A 22,730-nucleotide genomic window follows, 5' to 3' on the forward strand; every position below is an offset into this window, starting at 1 on the left:
TACATCGTTTGAACGATGGGGGGACGCAGAAGGATAGGGTAAGCGCGCTGTTGGATATGCGCGTCCAAGCAGTTAGGCCGGAAACGAGGCAAATCCCGTTTCCATTAAGGCGGAGCTGTGATGGCGAGGGAAATATAGTACCGAAGTTCCTGATTCCACGCTGCCAAGAAAAGCCTCTAGTGAGATGTAAGGTGCCCGTACCGCAAACCGACACAGGTAGGCGAGGAGAGAATCCTAAGGTGTGCGAGAGAACTCTCGTTAAGGAACTCGGCAAAATGACCCCGTAACTTCGGGAGAAGGGGTGCTTTTTAGGGTGAATAGCCCAGAAAAGCCGCAGTGAATAGGCCCAGGCGACTGTTTAGCAAAAACACAGGTCTCTGCGAAGCCGCAAGGCGAAGTATAGGGGCTGACACCTGCCCGGTGCTGGAAGGTTAAGGGGAGAGGTTAGCGCAAGCGAAGCTTTGAACCGAAGCCCCAGTAAACGGCGGCCGTAACTATAACGGTCCTAAGGTAGCGAAATTCCTTGTCGGGTAAGTTCCGACCCGCACGAAAGGTGTAACGATCTGGGCACTGTCTCAACGAGAGACTCGGTGAAATTATAGTACCTGTGAAGATGCAGGTTACCCGCGACAGGACGGAAAGACCCCGTGGAGCTTTACTGCAGCCTGATATTGAATTTTGGTACAGCTTGTACAGGATAGGTAGGAGCCTGAGAAGCCGGAGCGCCAGCTTCGGTGGAGGCGTTGGTGGGATACTACCCTGGCTGTATTGAAATTCTAACCCGCGCCCCTTATCGGGGTGGGAGACAGTGTCAGGTGGGCAGTTTGACTGGGGCGGTCGCCTCCTAAAGAGTAACGGAGGCGCCCAAAGGTTCCCTCAGAATGGTTGGAAATCATTCGTAGAGTGTAAAGGCACAAGGGAGCTTGACTGCGAGACCTACAAGTCGAGCAGGGACGAAAGTCGGGCTTAGTGATCCGGTGGTTCCGCATGGAAGGGCCATCGCTCAACGGATAAAAGCTACCCCGGGGATAACAGGCTTATCTCCCCCAAGAGTCCACATCGACGGGGAGGTTTGGCACCTCGATGTCGGCTCATCGCATCCTGGGGCTGTAGTCGGTCCCAAGGGTTGGGCTGTTCGCCCATTAAAGCGGTACGCGAGCTGGGTTCAGAACGTCGTGAGACAGTTCGGTCCCTATCCGTCGCGGGCGCAGGAAATTTGAGAGGAGCTGTCCTTAGTACGAGAGGACCGGGATGGACGCACCGCTGGTGTACCAGTTGTCTTGCCAAAGGCATAGCTGGGTAGCTACGTGCGGACGGGATAAGTGCTGAAAGCATCTAAGCATGAAGCCCCCCTCAAGATGAGATTTCCCATGGCGCAAGCTAGTAAGATCCCTGAAAGATGATCAGGTTGATAGGTCAGAGGTGGAAGCATGGTGACATGTGGAGCTGACTGATACTAATAGATCGAGGACTTAACCAACGCTTTTTAAAAAATGAAATACCTTCTTCTTATTATCTAGTTTTGAAGGAATGAAAATTTCTTCTTGCATTTTGACTTCATACATGTTATGATAATAAATGTGCTAAAAGATTAAATGTTTGGTGGCGATAGCGAAGAGGTCACACCCGTTCCCATTCCGAACACGGCAGTTAAGCTCTTCAGCGCCAATGGTAGTTGGGGGTTTCCCCCTGTGAGAGTAGGACGCCGCCAAGCTATAATCTTTGTATTCTTTTTGAATAAATGGGAATACTATTTTTATAAAAGAAACATTTATACCGTCGCGGGGTGGAGCAGTCCGGTAGCTCGTCGGGCTCATAACCCGAAGGTCGCAGGTTCAAATCCTGTCCCCGCAATCATGAAAAAAACGAAACTTAGGTTTCGTTTTTTTGTTTTATCTGATATTCGAATAATATGTCCCTAACTTATTTGTTTCTTCTTTTGAAACAAGGTAAACTACATATAGAATGGTTTTTGTTCCATAATATTGCGTTTATGGTTCTCGACATGAACTATAGGACGGATGTTTTCCTAATAATGATAAAGGTGATTGATATATGCAACATGTTGAATGGATTTCTCAGAATGAGGAAGAAACAGCGCAATTTGCGCACAAATTGGCGCAAAAGCTTTCCAGTGGAGATGTGCTGGCTCTAGAAGGTGACTTGGGTGCAGGGAAGACGGCATTCACAAAAGGGCTGGCTAAAGGATTGGGTGTTACCAGAATGGTGAATAGCCCTACCTTTACGATAATAAAGGAGTACATGGGTCGCTTACCTTTGTATCATATGGATGTCTATCGGGTAAGTGAATCGGAAGAAGATTTAGGCTTTGATGAATATTTTGATGGTGATGGTGTGACTGTCGTTGAATGGGCCCATTTAATAAAGGATCACCTCCCAGAGGAGATCTTGACCATTTATATCTATCGTTTGGGCGATACAAGCCGGCGTATTGTTTTGGAAGCCAAAGGCGAACGATATGTAAAGTTATGTAAGGAGATTATTTGATGAAGGTTTTAGCTATAGATACATCGAATTTCACATTAGGGATTGCGCTTGTAAACGGGAATCAAGTAATTGGTGAGTATACGACGAACCTAAAGAAAAATCATTCGGTGCGGGTAATGCCAGCAATTGAAACACTGTTAAGGGACTGCGATACTAAACCGAAGGAATTGACTAAGATAGTGGTCGCTCAAGGTCCAGGCTCCTATACAGGGGTCAGGATTGGAGTGACGATAGCGAAAAGCTTGGCATGGACGCTTCAGATTCCGTTATCAGGTGTTTCCAGCTTAGAGGTTTTAGCAGCTAATGGACGTTATTTTAACGGGTTGATATCTCCCTTGTTCGATGCAAGAAGAGGGCAGATTTATACTGGATTATATGAAATGGAAAAGGATTCTTTAAAGACAGTCATTGAAGATTGTAATATTCTATCCTCTGAGTGGGCGAATCAATTGAAGGAATTAAATCGTCCTGTTTTATTTGTTGGTCAAGATGTGGACATCCATCGGGTTGCAATTACCGATGCATTAGGTGAATTAGCGGTATTTGCTCCAGTACAGTCATATAATTCAAGGCCAAGCGAACTGGCCTTCATTGGTCTTGATAAGGCTGAAGTGGATGTTCACCAGTTTGTACCGAATTATATCCGCATGGCTGAAGCAGAAGCTAAGTGGCTTGAACAGCAGGGGAAATAAACAAGGAAAGCGACCGATTATTATGAGTAAAACATTGACGTTCCGAAAGATGAATACGGCAGATATCGACCAAGTGCTTAACGTGGAAAAGCAGTCCTTTACTTTGCCTTGGAGCCGGGAAGCTTTTTTTAATGAATTGAATCATAATCAATATGCTGTATACATGGTGATAGAGGATGAAGGGAAAATTGCCGGTTATTGCGGTGCCTGGATCGTCATTGATGAATCGCACATCACCAATATTGCGATATTACCAGAATACCGAGGGCAAAAGCTTGGAGAAGCATTGCTAAGGAAGATGATTGAAATCTCCATTTCAATGGGTGTGGTGAGGATGACACTTGAGGTCCGTGTCAGTAATGCCGTAGCCATTTCACTTTATGAAAAACTTGGTTTCCAAAAGGGCGGAATCCGAAAGAATTATTATACTGACAATCAAGAGGATGCTTATGTTATGTGGGTGAATTTTTCATGAAAAAAGATCAAATTATATTAGGAATTGAAACAAGCTGTGATGAAACTGCGGCAGCCGTCATAAAAAATGGAACGGAAATACTGAGTAATGTCGTGGCTTCACAAATAGAAAGTCATAAACGTTTTGGCGGTGTCGTCCCGGAAATAGCTTCCCGTCATCATGTAGAACAAATTACTATTGTTCTTGAAGAAGCACTGCTGCAAGCGGGTGTGACATATGAAGACTTGGATGCCATTGCCGTTACAGAAGGTCCCGGCCTTGTAGGGGCACTATTAATAGGTGTGAATGCGGCGAAGGCTGTAGCTTTCGCACATGGAATACCAATTGTCGGTACGCATCATATCGCTGGTCATATCTATGCAAATCGGCTAATTCAGGAGATTGAATATCCTGCGCTTTCTTTAGTCGTTTCGGGAGGTCATACGGAATTGGTGCTTTTAGAAGAACCGGGCTCTTTCAAGGTGATCGGGGAGACGCGGGATGATGCAGCAGGAGAGGCGTATGATAAAGTGGCTCGAACCTTGGGGCTCCCTTATCCTGGCGGGCCTCATATCGACAGGCTTGCGCAAGAAGGCTCACCATCTTTGAAACTGCCTAGGGCATGGTTGGATGGCAGCTATGACTTTTCTTTCAGCGGGTTGAAATCAGCGGTAATCAACACTTTGCATAATGCAGAACAGCGCGGGGAAAAAATTGAACCTAAAGATTTAGCGGCAAGTTTCCAAGAAAGCGTGATAGAAGTGCTTGTAATGAAAGCTGTGAAGGCTGCAAAGGAATATAATGTGAAACAGGTATTACTTGCTGGAGGAGTTGCGGCAAATAAAGGCCTTAGGGAAGCATTAACGGAAGCTTTTAAGGATTTACCTATGGATATATCCATTCCGCCCCTCTATCTTTGTACCGACAATGCTGCCATGATTGGTGCTGCTGGCAGTGTCATGTTTGAAAAGGGAAAGCGATCCGGTTTGGATTTGAACGGAAATCCTGGATTGGATATAGAAGCATTTTAATGGACGAGAAGACAGGATCCGTCACTTTGGCATCCTGTCTTTTTATCGTGTTAATAAAATAATAGAATATTCTGTGGATAAAGTTTTTTTGATAATCATCCTGCATGTGTATAAAGGGGTATTTTGTGGATAAGTGGATATGTTTCTGTGGATAATGTGTATAACTCAAATTAATGGCTAATGAGCGGTAAGTGGTTTGTTAACAAGTTTGTGGATAACTTTCAAGCGACACTTTGGTTGGAAAAGAAAAAGACCGAGTCAATTGACTCGGTCTTTTTCATTCTTCCAGTTCAGCCCATTCTTCGAGAAGCTGATCCAAACTTTCTTGTACATGATCAAGTTTTGTTTGGACTTCCATCACCTTTTCGTGGTCCTGAAAAACATTTGGATCACATAGGAGGTCATTATATTCGTTTATTTCGGTTTCAAGAAGCTCCATGGCTGCCTCGATTTCCTCAATGCGCCGTTTTCGCTGGCGTTCAGCTTTTTTTGCTTCTTTATCAATTTTGTAATTTGTTTTTTCTACAGCCGCATCTAAAGATTTAGCCTGATCCTGCTGTTCAAGTGCTTGGATTTCCGCTTGCTCCTGTTTCTTCTCTAGATAGTAATCATAATCACCGAGGAATTCTTCGTTGCCGTCTTTGGAGAGCTCTATCACTTTCGTTGCTATCCGATTTATGAAATAACGGTCATGTGAGACGAATAGAATAGTTCCCGGATAATCAATTAATGCATTTTCAAGCACCAATTTACTATCGAGGTCCAAATGGTTCGTTGGTTCATCAAGAATTAAAAAATTGCCTTTTTGCATCATCATTTTGGCTAGAGCAAGCCGGGCCTTTTCGCCCCCGCTTAGTGTGGAAACGGTTTTCAAAACATCATCCCCGCTAAATAGGAAATTACCGAGTACGGTGCGAATGTCCTTTTCCGGTTTAAGGGGATAGTCGTCCCATAATTCATTGAGTACGCGTTTATTGGAAACAAGGTTAGCCTGTTCTTGATCGTAGTAGCTGACTTCTACGTTCGTTCCAAAACGGAAATCCCCAGAAAGGGCAGGCAGCTTGGAAATGATCGTTTTCAATAAAGTTGATTTTCCAACTCCATTTGGGCCGACAAGAGCTATGCTCTCTCCTTTTGTCATCCGGGAATTAATATTCTTTGATACCGTTTCCCCTTCGTATCCGATAGCCAGGTCCTGGAGGTGGAGTACTTCATTTCCGCTTTGCCTTTCAATCTGGAAAGAAAAATTCGCGGATTTTTCATCACCTTGCGGCTTGTCCAGTACATCCATCTTTTCGAGCTGTTTACGTCTGCTTTGTGCTCTTTTCGTTGTGGAAGCCCTTGTGATATTACGTTGGACAAAATCGCGAAGCTTTTCGATTTCCCCTTGCTGTTTCTCGAACAGTTTCATGTCCCGCTCATAATCTTCCGCTTTTCCCTCTAGGTAAGAACTATAATTACCATGGTATTTTTTCATGTTATTCCGGGAAATCTCATATACCAGGTTTACTACTTTATCTAAAAAATAGCGGTCATGGGAAACAATGAGGACAGCTCCCTGGTAGCCTTGTAAATATTGTTCAAGCCAAGAGAGGGTTTCGATATCCAAATGGTTCGTCGGCTCATCCAGAATCAATATATCCGGTTTCCTTAAAAGCAGCTTACCTAAGGCAAGCCTTGTTTTTTGCCCGCCGCTTAAAGTGGAAATTGGGGTAGAATAGTCAAAGTCGGCAAACTGAAGACCATGCAATACGGAACGGATATCCGCTTCATATTGATAACCTCCCTTCTCTTTGAATGCCACCATCAAAGTGTCGTATTCATTCAGCACTTTTTGGTAAACCGTTTCGTTTTCAAAGATGTCAGGTCTGGCCATATCAGCCTCAAGGCGACGCAGTTCCTTTTCCTGCTCTATAAGGTCAGTGAATACAGTAAGCATTTCATCCCAAATGGTCAATGCGGATTCCAATCCAGTATCCTGGGCCATATAGCCGATGGTGACGCCTTTTGGTTTGATTATTTCACCGCCATCATGGGAAAGCTGCCCGGCAATGATTTTTAGGAGAGTGGATTTGCCGGCGCCATTTCGGCCGACAAGGGCAATTCGATCTTTATTTTGAACTTCGAGCTTCATATTTGATAAAATAAGTTCAGCTCCATAATATTTCGATAGTTGATTGATTTGTAATAAAATCATAGATTTCACCTCAATTGATTACTGTTAGTTTAACGTATTTTAGTTATTATCGGCAACAGCTTGGTTCCAAGCTGAAAGAAAAGCTATTACATAAAGTGGAATAATAGTGTATGATTTAGGAGGGGTTACTTAAATGGGAGACTTAACGCATTTTAATGAACAGGGCAGGGCCAAAATGGTCGATGTGAGTGCTAAGCCTGAAACAACCCGGACGGCAGTGGCTCAGTCGAGCATTTTATTGAATGATGAAATATATGAATTGGTCACGAACCATAAAATGAAAAAAGGTGATGTACTGGCTGTTGCACAAGTTGCAGGAATCATGGCCAGCAAAAATACATCCAATATAATTCCGATGTGCCATCCCATTGCTCTGCAAGGGGTCAATATAGCCTTTGATTGGGAAAAAGAAGAACAAGGATATAGGCTTAGGATTGAAACGGAAGCTAAGACAAAAGGGAGTACAGGTGTGGAAATGGAAGCGTTAACAGCTGCATCCGTGACTGCCTTGACTGTTTATGACATGTGTAAGGCCATTGATAAGGGAATGGTGATCGGGCCTACATTCTTAGTGGAGAAAACAGGCGGAGTGTCTAGTAGCGATTATAAAAGGCAAGTAAAACGAACAGATAGAGATTAAGTTGAAAAGCATGTGTGAAGGCGGGGAAGAACAATGAACCATGACCCAAAGATACCGCAGGCAACAGCCAAAAGGTTGCCATTGTATTATCGATTTTTAAAGAACTTACATTCCTCAGGCAAACAAAGAGTTTCCTCGGCTGAGCTAAGTGAAGCCGTAAAAGTGGATTCTGCTACCATTCGCCGTGATTTTTCCTACTTTGGCGCGCTTGGGAAAAAAGGCTACGGCTACAATGTCAATTATTTATTATCCTTCTTCAGAAAAACACTTGATCAAGATGAATTGACCAAAGTCGCTTTAATCGGAGTGGGAAATTTAGGAACCGCTTTTTTAAATTACAATTTCATGAAAAATAATAATACAAAAATTGAAATGGCTTTCGAAGTATCTGAAGAAAAGGTCGGCAAGCGAATAGCTGATGTGCCCATCTACCATATGGATCAAATCGATACACTATTGCAGGAAAATAATATTACTGCAGCGATATTGACAGTGCCTGCACAGGTAGCCCAGACGATAACCGATCGTCTAGTCAAAGCTGACATAAAAGGAATATTGAATTTCACACCTGCACGGCTGACCGTGCCGCCATCCATAAGGGTCCACCACATTGACCTGGCCGTGGAACTTCAGTCGCTCATCTACTTCCTGAAACATTATCCGGTAGTGGAAGAAGCGGCTTTGGAGGAATGAAAAAACGCTGCATTTATGCAGCGTTTTTTTATTTTTTCTTATTTTTTTGTGCGGCTTTAATTTTAAAGTGCAGCATGATCATGCGTAATCCCGATCCAAAATCAAGAGTCGCAATAAGGACAAGTATGTAGGCAAAGAGTCCCCATCCAGAAGAATTGACGGTTTGAATTGCGATAGCGGTAAAAAGAGCCCCTAAGCCTGCATAAATGATGCCCATGAATAATGGTGATTGACGTTTCATAATAAACCTCCGATGAAGGCCTGTGCAGTATCTAGCATCTTCTCAATATCCTCCCGATATACCACTTGAAGGATGATAACAAGCGTGTTCATCGCAATATGAGCGCTCATGGAAACGAGAATGCGGCCAGTTTTCGCATAAAGGAAAGCAAAAGTGAAGCCCATTGCCGTATATAAAAGAAGATGTTCAAATTCACCATGCGCCAAGCCGAAAATAACTGAGCTGATTAAAGCTGAAATAAAGAAGTTAAAGCGTTTATGAAGTGATCCGAAAATGATTTTACGGAAAATTAATTCTTCCAATATAGGTCCAATTACTGAAGTGACGAAAATGACCATGGGGACTTTGTAAATGAGTGAAATGAGTTGCTGCGTATTTTCAGATTCAGACTCCACCCCAAGCATTTGTTCAATGCTTCCGGCAATGCTTTGCGCAAAAAGAGCCATGAATACTCCTGCAATTGCCCATAATATGGACATGGATACGGAAGTTTGGTTTCTCGTGTCCAGCTTTTCCCTCATATCTTTTCTCATTAAAAAAAGAATCAAGAATAAAGCAGCGAGAAAACTGAAAACTATCCAGTATGCTGCAGATTTCACTTCGAGTTCATCAGCCGGCATTCCGGTATAAGACCCGATCAGCATGAAAATGGGTACCCCGACAATACTGGATAATTGCATGGCAATATAAGTGATGATGACGAACCAATATTCTTTTTTCAAAAATGAAAACTCCTTTTATAGTCACCCATCCGCTTGGAACGTTACTGACATGGGGACAATCTATAAACGCATACTACAAAATGGTATCAAAAATTGGGGCAGAACACCACTTAAAGGTACCCCTAACATGACATTTCAATGACTAAGTTTAGGAAATCATTATGCTAAAGTAGTTTACCCGTAATTTATCAGAAATTAATAAAAAATTTTCAATAAGATACTTGCAAAAAAGGCTCGGTTTATTTAATATTATAAATGTGTTAGCACTCGATGGTGATGAGTGCTAATAATCATGAAACAAATTATCAAGAGAATATGAGGAGGTTGTTTCACTTGTTAAAACCATTAGGTGATCGCGTTATTATTGAACTAGTTCAAACTGAAGAAAAAACTGCAAGCGGTATTGTTCTTCCTGATACTGCTAAAGAAAAGCCACAAGAAGGTAAGGTAGTAGCAGTTGGTACTGGCCGTGTCCTTGAAAATGGCGAACGTGTTGCTTTAGAGGTTGCCCAAGGCGATCTAATTATCTTCTCAAAATATGCAGGTACTGAAGTTAAATACGAAGACACTGAATACTTAATTTTACGTGAAAGCGACATTCTAGCTGTAATCGGCTAATTATACATCATACTTAACTGAACGAAAATTTTCTTAAATTTTAGGGAGGTACTTATAAATGGCTAAAGAAATTAAATTTAGTGAAGAAGCTCGCCGCTCCATGCTTCGCGGTGTGGACGCACTTGCAGATGCAGTTAAAGTAACGCTTGGACCAAAAGGTCGTAACGTGGTTCTTGAGAAAAAATTCGGTTCGCCGCTTATCACAAATGACGGTGTGACGATCGCTAAAGAAATCGAATTGGAAGATGCATTCGAAAACATGGGTGCGAAATTGGTTGCTGAAGTAGCAAGCAAAACAAACGACGTAGCTGGTGACGGTACAACTACTGCAACGGTTCTTGCGCAAGCGATGATCCGTGAAGGTCTTAAAAACGTAACAGCTGGTGCGAACCCAATGGGTATCCGTAAAGGAATCGAGAAAGCGGTCAATACTGCAATCGCAGAATTGAAAGCCATTTCCCAACCTGTTGAAAACAAAGAATCAATCGCACAAGTTGCTGCCATCTCTTCAGCTGATGAAGAAGTGGGCCAACTGATTGCGGAAGCAATGGAGCGCGTTGGTAACGACGGCGTCATCACAATCGAAGAGTCTAAAGGTTTCACAACTGAGTTGGACGTAGTAGAAGGTATGCAATTCGATCGCGGATATGCATCTCCATACATGGTTACTGATTCAGATAAAATGGAAGCTGTCCTTGAGAATCCATATATCTTGATCACTGATAAAAAAATCACGAATATCCAAGAAATCCTTCCTGTACTTGAGCAAGTTGTACAACAAGGAAAACCGCTATTATTGATTGCTGAAGATGTAGAAGGCGAAGCGCTTGCAACTCTTGTTGTGAACAAACTTCGTGGAACATTCAACGCTGTTGCGGTTAAAGCTCCTGGATTCGGTGACCGTCGTAAAGCAATGCTTGAAGACATCGCAGCTCTTACAGGCGGCGAAGTAATCACTGAAGAAATCGGACTTGATCTTAAATCTGCAACAATCGATTCATTAGGCCGTGCGTCTAAAGTGGTTGTTACGAAAGAAAATACAACGATCGTTGAAGGATCTGGGGATACAGCTCAAATCCAAGCTCGTGTAAACCAAATCCGTGTTCAATTAGAAGAAACAACTTCTGAATTCGACCGTGAAAAATTACAAGAACGCCTTGCTAAATTAGCTGGTGGTGTAGCGGTAATCAAAGTCGGTGCAGCTACTGAAACAGAATTGAAAGAACGTAAACTTCGTATTGAAGATGCATTGAACTCCACTCGTGCCGCTGTTGAAGAAGGTATCGTAGCAGGTGGTGGTACAGCACTTCTTAACGTATACAATAAAATCGCTGAAATCCAAGCGGAAGGCGACGTAGCAACAGGCGTGAAAATCGTTCTTCGTGCCATCGAAGAGCCTGTTCGTCAAATCGCTCACAATGCTGGACTTGAAGGCTCTGTAATCGTAGAGCGCCTTAAAGGCGAAGCAGTAGGCACTGGCTTCAACGCAGCTACTGGACAATGGGTGAACATGATCGAATCAGGTATCGTCGATCCTACTAAAGTAACTCGTTCAGCTCTACAAAACGCTGGTTCTGTAGCAGCAATGTTCTTAACTACAGAAGCTGTCGTTGCTGACAAACCAGAACCTGCAGGCGCTGGCGGCATGGGCATGCCTGACATGGGCGGCATGGGCGGAATGGGCGGCATGATGTAATCATTCGCTAAATCCCTTAATAGAGGGGTTTAACGAGGATATAGAATGAGCTCACCTAACATGTGAATATCAATTTTAATGAAAAAGGCCTCTCACAGTTTACTGTGGGAGGCCTTTTCTTCGATGTTGAAAGGGAAACTTCATACATCCAATTTAACGAAAGACATACATATAGTTCTTGGCGATGGGGGAACAACAAATACTAGAGTCCTTAAAAGGAACTGTTAAAAGTTGATTGAAAATGTTTTTACTTAGTGAAGGATCGCCCAAAGGCAGTTTTCCCTTTACAAGCATCTTTTGCTTCGGTTATTTTTGCATGAGTTTGTTATGAAGCCCATAGTTGTAGATATATCAGGAGAGTCCAGCAGTGGTAAAAGTGGTTTACTTCTACTCTGTCCATCGGTATGGGGGAGTCCTAAAGAATAAAAGTAAAAGCGGGAAACCTGAATTATCAATGTTTTTCCCGCTTTTTATCATTTTATATTTAAGTTACATATAATCATAAACAGAGTCATCAAAATAGAGCCAGTGATAATATTCAATCTGTGAATCTGTCATCTTGGAAATGTCTTTCTCATTGAATTTTTGTTGCTCAATTAATTTCTGCACTTTGGATTTTCTTTCTACTTGGCTCATCTTAAATCCTCCTTATAGTATGAGAAGTAACGAAGTATTTAAATATTGAAAACGCTTTCTTTTTTTCTTGTTTTTATTATATATCTCATTGTGAGATTAAACAAATATCAAATATAGATGATTTTTAAGGAAATAATATAGAAATGTTATTTATCTATTTTCTTTGAAGCAGTTAAAGAGGCAAGGTCGAATTCCCAAAGCCTGAGTTTTGTTAAAATAACAAGCCCAAGTTTCTAGAAAAGGGAGTTAATTCCTTTTAAAGGAAATAACTCCGTTGGCTTTTGGTTTTCACTTTTAATAAGGAAAAGCTAAATTTCACTTGTAGTTTACACATCAAAAAAACTATTTTTGTCTGTAAGTTATTGGTTCACTAGTGAACATGACCATTCTTCTTTAGGGTTAGCTGTCTTCTCATTTGCTATATAATCTCCCGCAGGACCTTATGTCAAAGAAACAAATCCAGGAAATGCAGCCAATACTGCCTGAAAACACACTCGGGCTTACTATCTGATTATCATCTTCTGAGAGATCGATAAAATCTAGTTTCTTTTTTATTTCACCATCTTGATAAAAAGCAAATGTTAACGAATTTTGTTTTAGGCCAAGGTTTGAAGTATCTTCTTTAGCATGATAAATATTTAAATCAATGTTTTTTACTTTAGCCACTCGTTTCAATTTCCTTATAATGCAGTTTGAATTCGATTTAAGGATTTTTTCATTTTCATGATAATCTTTTCTCCTTCCGATATAATATAGGATTATGTTTATGCCTCCTCTTGTAATAGGGGGGCTTTTTCAGGTTCTTCATACCAGTTATTTATAAGAATATAATTGAAAATGCTCACCTATTTGCTCACCTGACATTGAAATATGGCATGAAGTAATCAACGCTTAGATCCTTTAATATAGGGGGTTAACGACGATTCAGTAATGAGTGCTCACCTAACATGTAACTATTTTTAAAGTTGAAGGCCTCTCACAGTTTACTATGGGAGGCCTTTTTTTTATGTAAAGTAAAAATTCAATATAAAGATTCTGAAAATTTTAAGTTGTTTAACATATCTTCGGGTGATATACTAATTTCACAAATATAATCATGATTATAAAATCACTTTGATTGTTTTGTAATTACGATTAAAAATTTATAGAAAGCGCTAATAGTAAGTTAAAAATAATGATAATGACTACTTTACGGCGGATGAAAATGAGTAAGAGGAGGATGAAAAGTGTCAACAGAATATAAAGAAAAAGAAATTATCACTAATTTTCCTTATGCGTTTCAAACCATTGAAAACACTTGGATTGTTTTAAAAGATGGAACTAGACTTTCAAGTCGTATCTGGTTGCCTGAAGTTAGGGAAGGACAAAAAGTACCTGCCATTTTAGAGTACATTCCTTACAGAAAAACAGACGGTACAAGGGCAAGAGATGAACCGATGCATGGTTATTTTGCCGGGCATGGATATGCAGTTGTCAGAGTGGATATGAGGGGTTCGGGAGAATCAGATGGTCTGTTAAGGGATGAATACTTAAAGCAAGAACAAGATGATGCTCTGGAAGTTATTGATTGGATCTCAAAGCAAATTTGGTGTGATGGAAATATCGGTATGATGGGTAAATCATGGGGGGGCTTTAATTCGCTTCAAGTTGCAGCCAGAAGACCCAAAAATTTAAAAGCGATTATTACACTCGGGTTTACCGATGACCGGTATAACAATGATATCCACTATAAAGGCGGCTGCCTCTTAAATGATAATTTCTGGTGGGGGGCCATTATGCTGGCCTATCAGGTGCGTCCGCTTTACCCTCATATTGTTGGGGATAGCTGGCGTGAAAAATGGCTGGAAAGATTAGAGGAAATGCCTTTATGGATGGCGCAATGGATGGAGCACCAAACGAGAGATGCTTATTGGAAGCATGGTTCAGTTTGTGAAAATTACGATGACATTGAAGTGCCGGTTCTAGCCATCGATGGTTGGGAAGATTCTTATACGAATACCGTATTAAGTTTAATGAAAGGGCTTTCAGTTCCCAGGAAGGGGATTATTGGTCCTTGGGCACATGTATACCCTCATGATGGAGTTCCAGGACCAGCAATGGGCTTTTTGCAAGAAGCTGTTAAATGGTGGGACCATTGGCTAAAAGGAAAAGAGAACGATGTGATGGATGGACCAATGGTGAATGTATGGCTTGAGGAAAGTATGCCCCCTTCTTCCATTAAACCAGTAAGTAAAGGAGAGTGGGTTGGACTCGATTCCTGGCCATCAAATGAAGTTCTAACGCAAACTTATCAATTGACTCATGGTAAATTGCTAAAAGAAAGAGATGAAACAGAAGAGCGAGTGTTATTAAAAACACCTTTAAATCATGGCCTTTTATCAGGTGAATGGATGGGTGCCGGAGTACCGGGGGAAAGTCCGTCAGATCAACGATTGGATGATGGTATGGCGATGGTATTTGAAGGGGATGTCTTAGAAAGTCCGTTGGAAATAGTTGGTTATCCAAGATTTGAAGTACAAATGACAAGTGACAAACCAAAGGCAATGCTCTTCGCACAACTATCAGATGTGGCACCAGATGGAGCCGTTACCCGTGTTTCTTATGGAGTAATGAATTTAACCCATTTAAATGGACATGATCAAGTAGACTTGTTAACCCCTGGTGAAAAGGTAAATGCATTTGTTAATTTAGATTGTTGCGGGCATAAATTTAAAGCCGGACACCGGATACGTTTGTCTATTGCAACAACTTTTTGGCCAATGTTTTGGCCAATGCCTGAGGATGCAACACTTACTCTGAATCTTGAAACCGCAAAGTTTTCATTACCGATCTTTAAAGGAAGCCGGGTATCTGGACCGAATATGAGTCCTCAATGCGCGCCATTAACTCCGACAACTATACTTTCAGAGGGAAAAGTCGATCGTTCCATTTCATACGATATTTTAACGGATACATGGACTTGCATAACCGATGGTGTAGGAGGGGTATTTGGTGAAGGGGTATATCGCTTTGATGACATCGATGTTACGGTTGAACACAATTTGAGACGAGAGTTGACATTAAGTAATGCTAATCCTCTTTCGGCGAAATATACCATTTGTCAAAAAATGAGAATTGGGCGTGAGGGTTGGTGGATTGAAGCTGACATTACCGTTACGCAAACTTCTGATGAAGAAAGCTTTATGATTGTTGGGGAAATGGATGTTAAAGAAAACAGCCGACCGGCATTCCATAAGAATTGGGATCAAAAGATTGAGCGTTCAGGACTTTAAAAAGCCAGGGATTGGAGAGAAAAGTGATGAAAGGTAAACTAAGGAAAAATATACCTACTCTAGTCATATTAATCATTGCAGGTGAAATGATTTATACATTGCCTTATTTTCGAAACTATTATTATGATGTATTCTTAAATGCCTTTCACTTAACCAATACACAAATGGGTACGCTTGGCAGCGCTTATGGAGTTTGCTGTTTGATTTCCTATATCTTTGGAGGGTATGTGGCAGATCGATGGAGAACGAAGCACTTGTTGTCCATATCTTTATTTGCGACAGGGATTCTAGGCTTTGCTTTACTATTGTATCCCCCTTACCCTGTTTTGCTGCTAATCTATGCAGCTTGGGGAATAACATCCATCATGACCTTTTGGGTAGCATTAATAAAAGCCGTCCGTTCGTTAGCATCTGAAAATGAACAAGGAAAAGCATTCGGCTTTTTTGAAGGCGGACGCGGTGCTGCCAAAGTTATCGAATCTGCTTTGGTATTAGGACTCTTCGCCATTTTAGCAAAGCAACTGAGTGACAAGCTGGCATTGTCTTCTGTGATTATTTTCTATTCCGTGATGTGCATTCTTTTAGGGTTCATGATTATGTTACTTTATAAGGAACCAGATGGTAACAACAGTAGTGGTGAAATAAAAGAAAAGGAGGATAAAAAATTTGATTGGGCAATACTTTTGAGGATTCTCAAAATGCCAACAACCTGGTTGGCAGCCATTCTTATATTAACGTCTTATGCGATGATTAATAGTTTCTATTATATTACGCCTTATGCAACGGCCGCCTTTGGTGCTTCAACAATAATTGCCGCTGCATTGGGTTACTTTTCACAATATTGCCGCCCAATCGGAAGTTTCGGCTCTGGCATTATCGGGGATCGAATTGGTATTTCGAATATGGTCATAATTGGCTATTGTGTTCTGGCACTCGGTTTAGCTGCTCTCATCGTATTACCCGGAAAGCCTTCTTTCATCTTATTACTGTTAGTTTTTATAGCGATTATTTATATATCAATGTATGCATTACAGGCAACGCACTTCGCTATTTTGGTGGAAGGAGACTATCCTGTCGAAACAACAGGAACAGTTGCCATGCCCTTGATGATTATTGGGTATAGCGGAGAAATCTTTATGCCAATTGTTGCAGGTGCTTGTTTGGACCACTGGAGTGGTACAGACGGTTATAAGGTATTATTTACAATTTTATTAGGCTTGACGATTGTTGGGTTGATTACGGCTATAATTTGGCAAAGAGTAACGAAAGAAAAACGAAAAGAGATTTCGCTCCTGAAGAGAGAAATGAAAGCAAGTTAGCAAAGGCAAGAGGGTACCCAAGTGATAGAATTAATGAGGTTTTCTTAAAGATCCCCAAAAATGTAAAGAGGCTGGCGATAAACGTTTTGTTTTTTGCCAGCTTTTTATTTTTATACGTTTCTATTGTGGGCTAATGTTCTTTCGGCTTCCATGCCATAGTTTGGTATAATTTATCCATCAGCACTTTATTGATTAGCATGCCACTATAAAATATAGATAAGAATACAGAAAGCTTTGTTTTATAGGGTTCAGTGATTGAAATGGACCTATATCTTTTTAAAAATGTGAGGGGAATAGATATGAAAAAAAAAGAAATACAAATGGGCCGCATGTGGAAATACTTTGTGGACGCAACAGCTGAAATTATCGAAGAAGAAGGTTTAGAGAATGTAACAATAAGGAAAGTTGCGGATAAAGCGGGCTATAATAGCGCAACCATTTATAACTATTTTTCTGAGGTCTCCCATTTGATTTTTTTCGCTTCAATGAAATTCTTGAAATGCTACACAGATGAGGTGGCTGTTTATATTGAAAAAGGAAAAGATCCAATTGAAAAGTACTTATTAGCATGGGAATGTTTTTGTAATCACTCTTTTCAGCAACCACAAATCTTCCATGCGGTTTTTATTATGGACCTAGCTGATCAACCTGAAAAGTTGCTTGAAGATTATTACAAAATCTATCCATCTGATTTGATTAACATCCCCGAAGAATTAAAGACTATCCTTTTCGAACGTAATGTGTCAAAAAGAGGGCGATCCTTTTTAGAAATTGCACTAAGAGAGGGCTACATTAAAGAGGAAAACGTTGATGCGATTAATGAATTGACCATTTTAGTATGGCAGGGAATGTTTACGAATGTTTTAAATAATCGCAAAAGCTATGATTTTCAAACGGCTGCAAAAATCACCATGAACTATATAACAGAGATTGTACACAACGCAAATCTCTTTCATTTTAAAAAAGATCATGCCAATCGGCAGTAGCGTTTTCTACCATTTGACAAACAAAATTTACTATATATTTGTTTTCCTAGCGACATCGAAAAAGCCTTAATCTATTGATCGAGAAGGCTTGGGATAATATCTAATTATTTCTTGTTTACCTTCAATAATCTTCCTAATGCGAAGGCACCGGCTCTTAGAGCGCATTTCTTGCCCCAGAAGCGCACCCTTTCCTTGAAAAACTTAGGTCGTTGAAACGGGACATACCTATAGAATATTAGCCATCCGTGAATGATATAAAACCTCAGTTAAAAATGACGTTACAAAACAGTTCAAGTACATAATCTTTGTTCAAGATTTAGAGTTTATTTGCAAGACTTTCGAGCATTAGAATCCATTTTTTTATAATTTTCATAATAATGATGAATTGCGTATAATGAGAATGGAAGGGTATACATACATTTAAATCAATACGAAATGAAAGAATGGTCATCATTCTATTCTAGAAGCAAATAATCGATTAAAGGTGAAATGATTATGATAGCTAGTCTTATGAGGTCTTGGACAATATGGATAAAAATTGGAGTAATTTTATTCGGGGTATTCTTACTGTCGTGGTTGGGTCCTGACGAAATTGGCCTTACTGATTTGCTTATTTCTTTAAGAGAAGGTGAAGAAACGGGAAATAAGCTAATGCTTGCCGTTTTTTTGTTAATTTCTTTAAATACAGTTTTAGCTTTGTTTCATTATATTGGTGCACTGCTGTTGGGAGACGAAATCGGTGCTCGTTTAAATCGTCCATGGTTAAAAATCGTCATTCCTCTTATTGTTATTCCTCTCGATTATATCGTGATAAATGCTTATTATTCTTTAACATACTCATTTAGCGCATATGCGTTGTTATTGTTGTTAGCCATCTTATTATTGCAAGCCTTTGAAAAGGATAGACTAAAGCCCATTATTAAAACGATTATTTGTTCTCAATTAATCTTTGGGATTGAATGGCTGAATGAGATTCCTTCTTTATCCCAATATGGATTTGGCCAAGGATCGATTTCAAAGGAATTAAAAGATATAGCGGTTCAAATTGGATTTGAGCAATCTTTAACATTGTACAGTTTAACTTTGTGTTTGATTTTTGTTATTAATGCTGTTATTTTAGCTGTGTATTTTTCTTTATCCGAACAAAGATGGCGGATAAAGCAAGAGCTTCATTATGCGCAGTTAGAAGCAATGCAGTCAAGATCAGGACGAGAAGCACTATATCTGGTCCATGATTTAAAAACGCCTCTCACAGCAATTGAGGGGCTAAATTCTTTAATTAGTTTGAAAGTGGACGATTCTAAAATTAAGGAATATTGTCAAAGGATTTCAGCATCGATTCATTCTGTTAGCGACATGATTTCCGAGATTTTATATGATGATAAAAAACATTGGTGCCGTATAAAAGATTTAGTTGAATATGTCGAAGCAAGCAGACTGAGCGGGACAAATCTTAATCTGAAGGTAGACTTTCAAACAGATCCTGAAATTAAAATTTTAATTAATAAAATCCGAATGACAAGGGCATTGGTGAATTTAATTGACAATGCTCATGATGCAGTGAATGGAGTGGAAGATGGAAAGATTTTGCTTAAGGTGAAAACCTATGAAAATGAACTTTGGTTGGGCGTATCAGATAACGGGAAAGGGATTTCACCTAAAGAGCAGGTGGAAGTATGGAAAGCTGGGTTCAGTACGAAATCGCATCCAGGGATGGGATTAGCTTTCGTACGACAAGTTGCTGAAGGACATGGTGCATCGGTGGAAATTGACAGCAAGCTTGGGCACGGGACAATAATTTGGATTAAACTAGCTGAGGGGAGTGTGTCAAGATGAACATTTTAGTCATAGATGATGATGCATCAATTCAATACATGCTAAGTGAAATTTGTGAATTTGCCGGCTGGAATGCAGATACGGCGAACAATGGAAAAGAAGGGTTGAATGTGTTTGCAGAAAAAGGAGCGGATGTTGTTTTAGTGGATTATCATATGCCGGAAATGGACGGAATAAAAACAGTGGGTGAGCTTCGTAAACTTAATGCTGATGTTCCGATTCTTGTATTAACAGTCGATGAACGACAGGAAATTGCTGATCGCTTTCTTGAAGCAGGCGCAACGGATTTTGCGTTAAAGCCTGTAAAGGCGCCTGATTTGATTTCAAGAATTCAACTGCATGCCCGCCTAGCAAAATTAACCCAATCAGCTCCGCAGCAAAAATCCAGTGAAGAGAAGGATGTATTTGTAACAAAGGGAATTAGTAAGAGAACACTTCGTCACGTTAGTGATTTTCTACATTCTAATCGTGAGCCTTTTTCCGTTGATACAATTTCTAAAGAAGTTGGATTGGCTTATCCGACCGTCTATCGCTATATTATGCATTTACTTGATGAAGGAAAAGTGGAAACTATTGTGAGTTATCAAAAAATAGGAAGACCCAAAAATTTATATCAATGGATTGTTGACTAAGAAACTGCCTTAATACAAGGCTTTTTGAGTTTGTAAACAAAAGGGGTTCCAGTTGAAATTTTAACATAGTTGATTGGAACGGAAGGTAAGAGACTCCTGCGGGGAAAGCGCGTCCAAGGGAGACCCCACAGGCGCCAAGCGCCGAGGAGGCTCCTGGACCGCCCGCGGAAAGCGAGTGCCCTACGTTCCAATCAACGTTCATATTTTAAACTCCCTTTTTAAAAAATGTAGGAAATCTTAACTAAAATTGAGTTTGTCAACAGTCTGAAACTGCCTTAATACAAGGCAGTTTTTTATTATGATGGGGGGTCTCCGATGCTGCGCAGACCGTTAATGCAACAAGACTTTTTTTCTTTTTTTTCTGTATTTTTATATTTTCTGATAATATAAAATTATTTTACAACACTAAAGATTCTTTAAAATATAAATACCTTCATTGGTTGTCTTCAAGTTAAATGAATGAATTTATAAGTTAATGCTCATGTAGATTTTGCTATCAGATTCTTTTTGCACCAGAGCGAAGATTAAAAAAAATGAAAACGCTTACTGATGGTGAGTTGGATGGAATGAGTGGCCATCATCGTACCAATCAATTGTCTATTAAAATAAAGACCATGCAATTATTTTGTGAATGTAACGATTGGTGGTTAACCATATTGAGGAGGACTTTATTATGCAAGCACTATTAAAAGAAGAAGTTCAGCAGCCAAGCCAGTCCAGGAAAAAGCATCCTCCAGGACTGTATATGCTGTTCGCTACTGAGGCATGGGAGCGCTTCAGCTATTACGGAATGAGGGCAATCCTTGTTCTTTACTTAACGGCAACGGTTGTAAACGGCGGGCTTGGAGTCGACAAATCTGCGGCTATGGGCATATACGGATTCTTTACTGGTGCCGTTTATATTACGCCAATGATTGGCGGATACTTGACCGACCGTTTCATAGGCAGAAGATTGGCGATCACGATTGGCGGTATTTTAATGGCGCTGGGTAACTTTTCGCTATTCGCAAGTCAGAGTTTAACAGCGCTTTACATTGGTCTTGGTTTATTGATTATCGGTAATGGTTTCTTCAAGCCAAACATCTCGACAATTGTCGGTGATCTTTATGAAGACAATGATCCGCGTCGTGATGGGGCTTTCACCATCTTCTATATGGGTATTAACGTTGGGGCTTTCTTCGCACCTTTAGTGGTTGGGCTTATGAGCTATAAATATGGGTTCTTGACAGCAGCAATTGGCATGATTGTAGGACAGTTAGTTTTCAACTTATTAGGCAATCGCTATTTAGGTGATATAGGTAAAGAACCTACTGGCAAACCGGAAGTTACAGCTGGTAAAAAATCAGCTGCACAGTTAACGAAAAGAGAACAAAAACGTACAGCGGCTATCGTTATTTTGGCAGTCTTCGTCATTGCGTTCTGGGCCGCTTTCGAGCAGGCAGGAAGTTCTTTGACATTGTATGCCAATGACCAAATTGATCGGAATGTATTTGGCTTTGAGGTTCCGACTGCCTGGTTCCAATCATTGAACCCATTATTCATCGTGATTTTAGCGCCAATTATGTCTGCTTTATGGTACAAGCTTGGCAGCTCAAAACGCGGTGACTTAAAAACCCCAACGAAGATGGCTCTTGGTTTAGTCACTGTTGGTTTAGGTTTCTTAGTACTGCTTCCTGCCGTTATGTACACAGGAAACGATACAGCGCTGAAAGTGAACATCCTGTTCATGATTGTAACGTATTTCCTTCATACATTAGCCGAACTAATGATTTCACCAGTTGGTTTGTCAATGGTAAGCAAAATTGCTCCAATCAAGCTAGCATCTCTCCTAATGGGAGTATGGCTGGCAAGTTCCGCAGTGGCCAATATGGTAGCCGGACAATTAGCTGCATATACGCAGTCTTTAGGTTACCTGGAAATCTTTAGTGTGATTGGTTTTGTAACAATTGGTTTAGGTATTGTATTGTTGTTTCTTTCGAAGCCAGTCGCAAAGCTGATGAAATAATGAAAAAATGAGCTGACCCAAAAGGCATATAATGTGCCATTTGGGTCGAGCTTTTTTTAGTGGGAAAATAATAGAATCGGTCCAAACTGGTGTAGCGGGTCTTCACAACGACCCATACCAGAAAGGAACGATTCTCTGAAGTTTTATTTCTGTTTGCTTAATCTTATTGTGTTTCAGCATTTTCACGAGTCTTTCATCAATTTGAATGGTACGGAACATAAGTAAACAAAAGCAAATCAATGGGAAGTTCTTATAAAACAAGTCAAAGCTATATTAGATGAGAAACAATAATAAACACTTAGGTGGATTAATAAACTTGGTTTCAATAATCGACCAGCCACTTTTAGTAGAAAAGCACTTAGAGCTGGTTATGTAAAAGAGCCTATGAATTAGGATGTAATTCACTCCACTTAAGTGATTATATGAAATTTGTACGAGTGGTAACTTGCAACAAAAAAAGGGGAATCTTGAGGATAAGGCTGGCCAGTTTTCCAAAGGCACGGGACCAGGCGCCAGGCCCAACCAGATGTAACATCCGTAATTATAAGGGGA

19 protein-coding genes, 1 tRNA gene and 2 rRNA genes (1 of these 22 running past the window's edge) are annotated in these 22,730 nt (G+C 40.5%); 17 read left to right on the top strand and 5 right to left on the bottom strand.

Annotation, left to right across the window (positions count from 1 at the left end; translation table 11 throughout):
* From ACJ9PY_RS01595 to tsaD, 7 genes are all read left to right on the top strand, one after another.
* Nucleotides 1-1,480, top strand: a 23S ribosomal RNA gene (locus ACJ9PY_RS01595); it begins 1,453 nt to the left of the window's first position.
* 118 nt (nucleotides 1,481-1,598) lie between these two features.
* A 5S ribosomal RNA gene (gene rrf, locus ACJ9PY_RS01600) occupies nucleotides 1,599-1,714 on the top strand.
* A 66-nt stretch (nucleotides 1,715-1,780) separates the two neighbouring features.
* Nucleotides 1,781-1,854 (top strand) — tRNA-Met (locus ACJ9PY_RS01605).
* Between the two features lie 201 nt (nucleotides 1,855-2,055).
* Nucleotides 2,056-2,508: a tRNA (adenosine(37)-N6)-threonylcarbamoyltransferase complex ATPase subunit type 1 TsaE gene (gene tsaE, locus ACJ9PY_RS01610; RefSeq protein WP_034306358.1), complete on the top strand. Its 453-nt coding sequence runs from the start codon at nucleotides 2,056-2,058 to the stop codon at nucleotides 2,506-2,508.
* Nucleotides 2,508-3,200, top strand: coding sequence for a tRNA (adenosine(37)-N6)-threonylcarbamoyltransferase complex dimerization subunit type 1 TsaB (tsaB, locus tag ACJ9PY_RS01615; RefSeq protein ID WP_053533462.1), 693 nt, complete (start codon nucleotides 2,508-2,510; stop codon nucleotides 3,198-3,200). Before tsaE ends, tsaB begins: the two co-directional genes overlap by 1 nt.
* Nucleotides 3,201-3,222: 22 nt before the next feature.
* Nucleotides 3,223-3,675 carry a ribosomal protein S18-alanine N-acetyltransferase gene (gene rimI, locus ACJ9PY_RS01620; RefSeq protein ID WP_053533463.1) on the top strand — a complete coding sequence of 151 codons (453 nt, stop codon included), beginning with the start codon at nucleotides 3,223-3,225 and terminating at the stop codon, nucleotides 3,673-3,675.
* Nucleotides 3,672-4,685 (top strand): tRNA (adenosine(37)-N6)-threonylcarbamoyltransferase complex transferase subunit TsaD, encoded by a 1,014-nt coding sequence (tsaD, locus tag ACJ9PY_RS01625; RefSeq protein WP_411739377.1) that lies wholly within the window; start codon nucleotides 3,672-3,674, stop codon nucleotides 4,683-4,685. The genes rimI and tsaD overlap by 4 nt, the downstream gene beginning before the upstream one ends.
* Nucleotides 4,686-4,962: 277 nt before the next feature.
* Here tsaD and ACJ9PY_RS01630 read toward each other — a convergent pair whose 3' ends face one another.
* A complete protein-coding gene (locus tag ACJ9PY_RS01630; RefSeq protein ID WP_411739378.1) occupies nucleotides 4,963-6,882 on the bottom strand; it encodes an ATP-binding cassette domain-containing protein in 1,920 nt (639 codons plus the stop codon).
* Nucleotides 6,883-7,015: 133 nt separating this feature from the next.
* On the opposite strand from ACJ9PY_RS01630, the gene moaC reads away from it, so the two are divergent.
* A complete protein-coding gene (moaC, locus tag ACJ9PY_RS01635; RefSeq protein ID WP_034306347.1) occupies nucleotides 7,016-7,522 on the top strand; it encodes a cyclic pyranopterin monophosphate synthase MoaC in 507 nt (168 codons plus the stop codon).
* A 33-nt stretch (nucleotides 7,523-7,555) separates the two neighbouring features.
* Complete coding sequence (locus ACJ9PY_RS01640; protein ID WP_034306345.1) at nucleotides 7,556-8,215, top strand: redox-sensing transcriptional repressor Rex; 660 nt, start codon at nucleotides 7,556-7,558, stop codon at nucleotides 8,213-8,215.
* A 28-nt stretch (nucleotides 8,216-8,243) separates the two neighbouring features.
* Here the strand turns inward: ACJ9PY_RS01640 and ACJ9PY_RS01645 are convergent, their stop codons facing one another.
* Complete coding sequence (locus tag ACJ9PY_RS01645) at nucleotides 8,244-8,456, bottom strand: YdiK family protein (protein WP_034306342.1); 213 nt, start codon at nucleotides 8,454-8,456, stop codon at nucleotides 8,244-8,246.
* Nucleotides 8,453-9,178 (bottom strand): CPBP family intramembrane glutamic endopeptidase, encoded by a 726-nt coding sequence (locus ACJ9PY_RS01650; protein ID WP_034306339.1) that lies wholly within the window; start codon nucleotides 9,176-9,178, stop codon nucleotides 8,453-8,455. Before ACJ9PY_RS01650 ends, ACJ9PY_RS01645 begins: the two co-directional genes overlap by 4 nt.
* Nucleotides 9,179-9,511: 333 nt before the next feature.
* Here ACJ9PY_RS01650 and groES point away from each other — a divergent pair, with 333 nt between their 5' ends.
* Both groES and groL read left to right on the top strand, forming a co-directional pair.
* Nucleotides 9,512-9,796, top strand: a complete 285-nt coding sequence (gene groES, locus ACJ9PY_RS01655; RefSeq protein WP_034306337.1) for a co-chaperone GroES — start codon at nucleotides 9,512-9,514, stop codon at nucleotides 9,794-9,796.
* Nucleotides 9,797-9,854: 58 nt separating this feature from the next.
* Nucleotides 9,855-11,492 (top strand): chaperonin GroEL, encoded by a 1,638-nt coding sequence (gene groL / locus ACJ9PY_RS01660; RefSeq protein WP_034306335.1) that lies wholly within the window; start codon nucleotides 9,855-9,857, stop codon nucleotides 11,490-11,492.
* A 489-nt stretch (nucleotides 11,493-11,981) separates the two neighbouring features.
* Here the strand turns inward: groL and ACJ9PY_RS01665 are convergent, their stop codons facing one another.
* Together ACJ9PY_RS01665 and ACJ9PY_RS01670 are read right to left on the bottom strand one after the other, a co-directional pair.
* The gene (locus tag ACJ9PY_RS01665; RefSeq protein ID WP_127777491.1) at nucleotides 11,982-12,128 is read right to left on the bottom strand and encodes a BH0509 family protein; all 147 of its coding nucleotides are present in this window, start codon (nucleotides 12,126-12,128) and stop codon (nucleotides 11,982-11,984) included.
* Between the two features lie 411 nt (nucleotides 12,129-12,539).
* Nucleotides 12,540-12,794 carry a hypothetical protein gene (locus ACJ9PY_RS01670; RefSeq protein ID WP_411739379.1) on the bottom strand — a complete coding sequence of 85 codons (255 nt, stop codon included), beginning with the start codon at nucleotides 12,792-12,794 and terminating at the stop codon, nucleotides 12,540-12,542.
* A gap of 560 nt (nucleotides 12,795-13,354) precedes the next feature.
* Between ACJ9PY_RS01670 and ACJ9PY_RS01675 the strand changes: the two genes are divergently transcribed.
* The 6 genes from ACJ9PY_RS01675 (at nucleotide 13,355) to ACJ9PY_RS01700 (ending at nucleotide 22,178) form a co-directional block, all read left to right on the top strand.
* Entirely contained in the window at nucleotides 13,355-15,400 is a 2,046-nt protein-coding gene (locus ACJ9PY_RS01675; protein ID WP_411739380.1) for a CocE/NonD family hydrolase, read from the top strand.
* 26 nt (nucleotides 15,401-15,426) lie between these two features.
* Complete coding sequence (locus ACJ9PY_RS01680) at nucleotides 15,427-16,719, top strand: MFS transporter (RefSeq protein WP_095679975.1); 1,293 nt, start codon at nucleotides 15,427-15,429, stop codon at nucleotides 16,717-16,719.
* Nucleotides 16,720-17,018: 299 nt separating this feature from the next.
* On the top strand, nucleotides 17,019-17,705 hold the full coding sequence (locus ACJ9PY_RS01685) for a TetR/AcrR family transcriptional regulator (protein WP_057276534.1): 687 nt from the start codon (nucleotides 17,019-17,021) through the stop codon (nucleotides 17,703-17,705).
* A gap of 489 nt (nucleotides 17,706-18,194) precedes the next feature.
* Nucleotides 18,195-19,541 carry a sensor histidine kinase gene (locus tag ACJ9PY_RS01690; RefSeq protein WP_411739381.1) on the top strand — a complete coding sequence of 449 codons (1,347 nt, stop codon included), beginning with the start codon at nucleotides 18,195-18,197 and terminating at the stop codon, nucleotides 19,539-19,541.
* Nucleotides 19,538-20,173, top strand: coding sequence for a response regulator (locus ACJ9PY_RS01695; RefSeq protein WP_063574469.1), 636 nt, complete (start codon nucleotides 19,538-19,540; stop codon nucleotides 20,171-20,173). The genes ACJ9PY_RS01690 and ACJ9PY_RS01695 overlap by 4 nt, the downstream gene beginning before the upstream one ends.
* A 673-nt stretch (nucleotides 20,174-20,846) precedes the next feature.
* A complete protein-coding gene (locus ACJ9PY_RS01700) occupies nucleotides 20,847-22,178 on the top strand; it encodes a peptide MFS transporter (RefSeq protein WP_283929815.1) in 1,332 nt (443 codons plus the stop codon).
* The last annotated feature ends 552 nt before the right edge of the window (nucleotides 22,179-22,730 follow it).

Origin of the sequence: Peribacillus sp. S4, from assembly GCF_046715815.1 — a bacterium.
In the GTDB taxonomy this organism is placed as follows: domain Bacteria; phylum Bacillota; class Bacilli; order Bacillales; family DSM-1321; genus Peribacillus; species Peribacillus frigoritolerans.

Coding starts and splice junctions, on each gene's coding strand:
- tsaB (WP_053533462.1), top strand. CDS start 2,508: ATGAAGGTTTTAGCTATAGATACATCGAATTTCACATTAGGGATTGCG.
- ACJ9PY_RS01690 (WP_411739381.1), top strand. CDS start 18,195: ATGATTATGATAGCTAGTCTTATGAGGTCTTGGACAATATGGATAAAA.
- ACJ9PY_RS01685 (WP_057276534.1), top strand. CDS start 17,019: ATGAAAAAAAAAGAAATACAAATGGGCCGCATGTGGAAATACTTTGTG.
- moaC (WP_034306347.1), top strand. CDS start 7,016: ATGGGAGACTTAACGCATTTTAATGAACAGGGCAGGGCCAAAATGGTC.
- ACJ9PY_RS01640 (WP_034306345.1), top strand. CDS start 7,556: ATGAACCATGACCCAAAGATACCGCAGGCAACAGCCAAAAGGTTGCCA.
- ACJ9PY_RS01680 (WP_095679975.1), top strand. CDS start 15,427: ATGAAAGGTAAACTAAGGAAAAATATACCTACTCTAGTCATATTAATC.
- ACJ9PY_RS01665 (WP_127777491.1), bottom strand. CDS start 12,128: ATGAGCCAAGTAGAAAGAAAATCCAAAGTGCAGAAATTAATTGAGCAA.
- rimI (WP_053533463.1), top strand. CDS start 3,223: ATGAGTAAAACATTGACGTTCCGAAAGATGAATACGGCAGATATCGAC.
- ACJ9PY_RS01630 (WP_411739378.1), bottom strand. CDS start 6,882: ATGATTTTATTACAAATCAATCAACTATCGAAATATTATGGAGCTGAA.
- groL (WP_034306335.1), top strand. CDS start 9,855: ATGGCTAAAGAAATTAAATTTAGTGAAGAAGCTCGCCGCTCCATGCTT.
- tsaE (WP_034306358.1), top strand. CDS start 2,056: ATGCAACATGTTGAATGGATTTCTCAGAATGAGGAAGAAACAGCGCAA.
- ACJ9PY_RS01695 (WP_063574469.1), top strand. CDS start 19,538: ATGAACATTTTAGTCATAGATGATGATGCATCAATTCAATACATGCTA.
- ACJ9PY_RS01700 (WP_283929815.1), top strand. CDS start 20,847: ATGCAAGCACTATTAAAAGAAGAAGTTCAGCAGCCAAGCCAGTCCAGG.
- tsaD (WP_411739377.1), top strand. CDS start 3,672: ATGAAAAAAGATCAAATTATATTAGGAATTGAAACAAGCTGTGATGAA.
- ACJ9PY_RS01645 (WP_034306342.1), bottom strand. CDS start 8,456: ATGAAACGTCAATCACCATTATTCATGGGCATCATTTATGCAGGCTTA.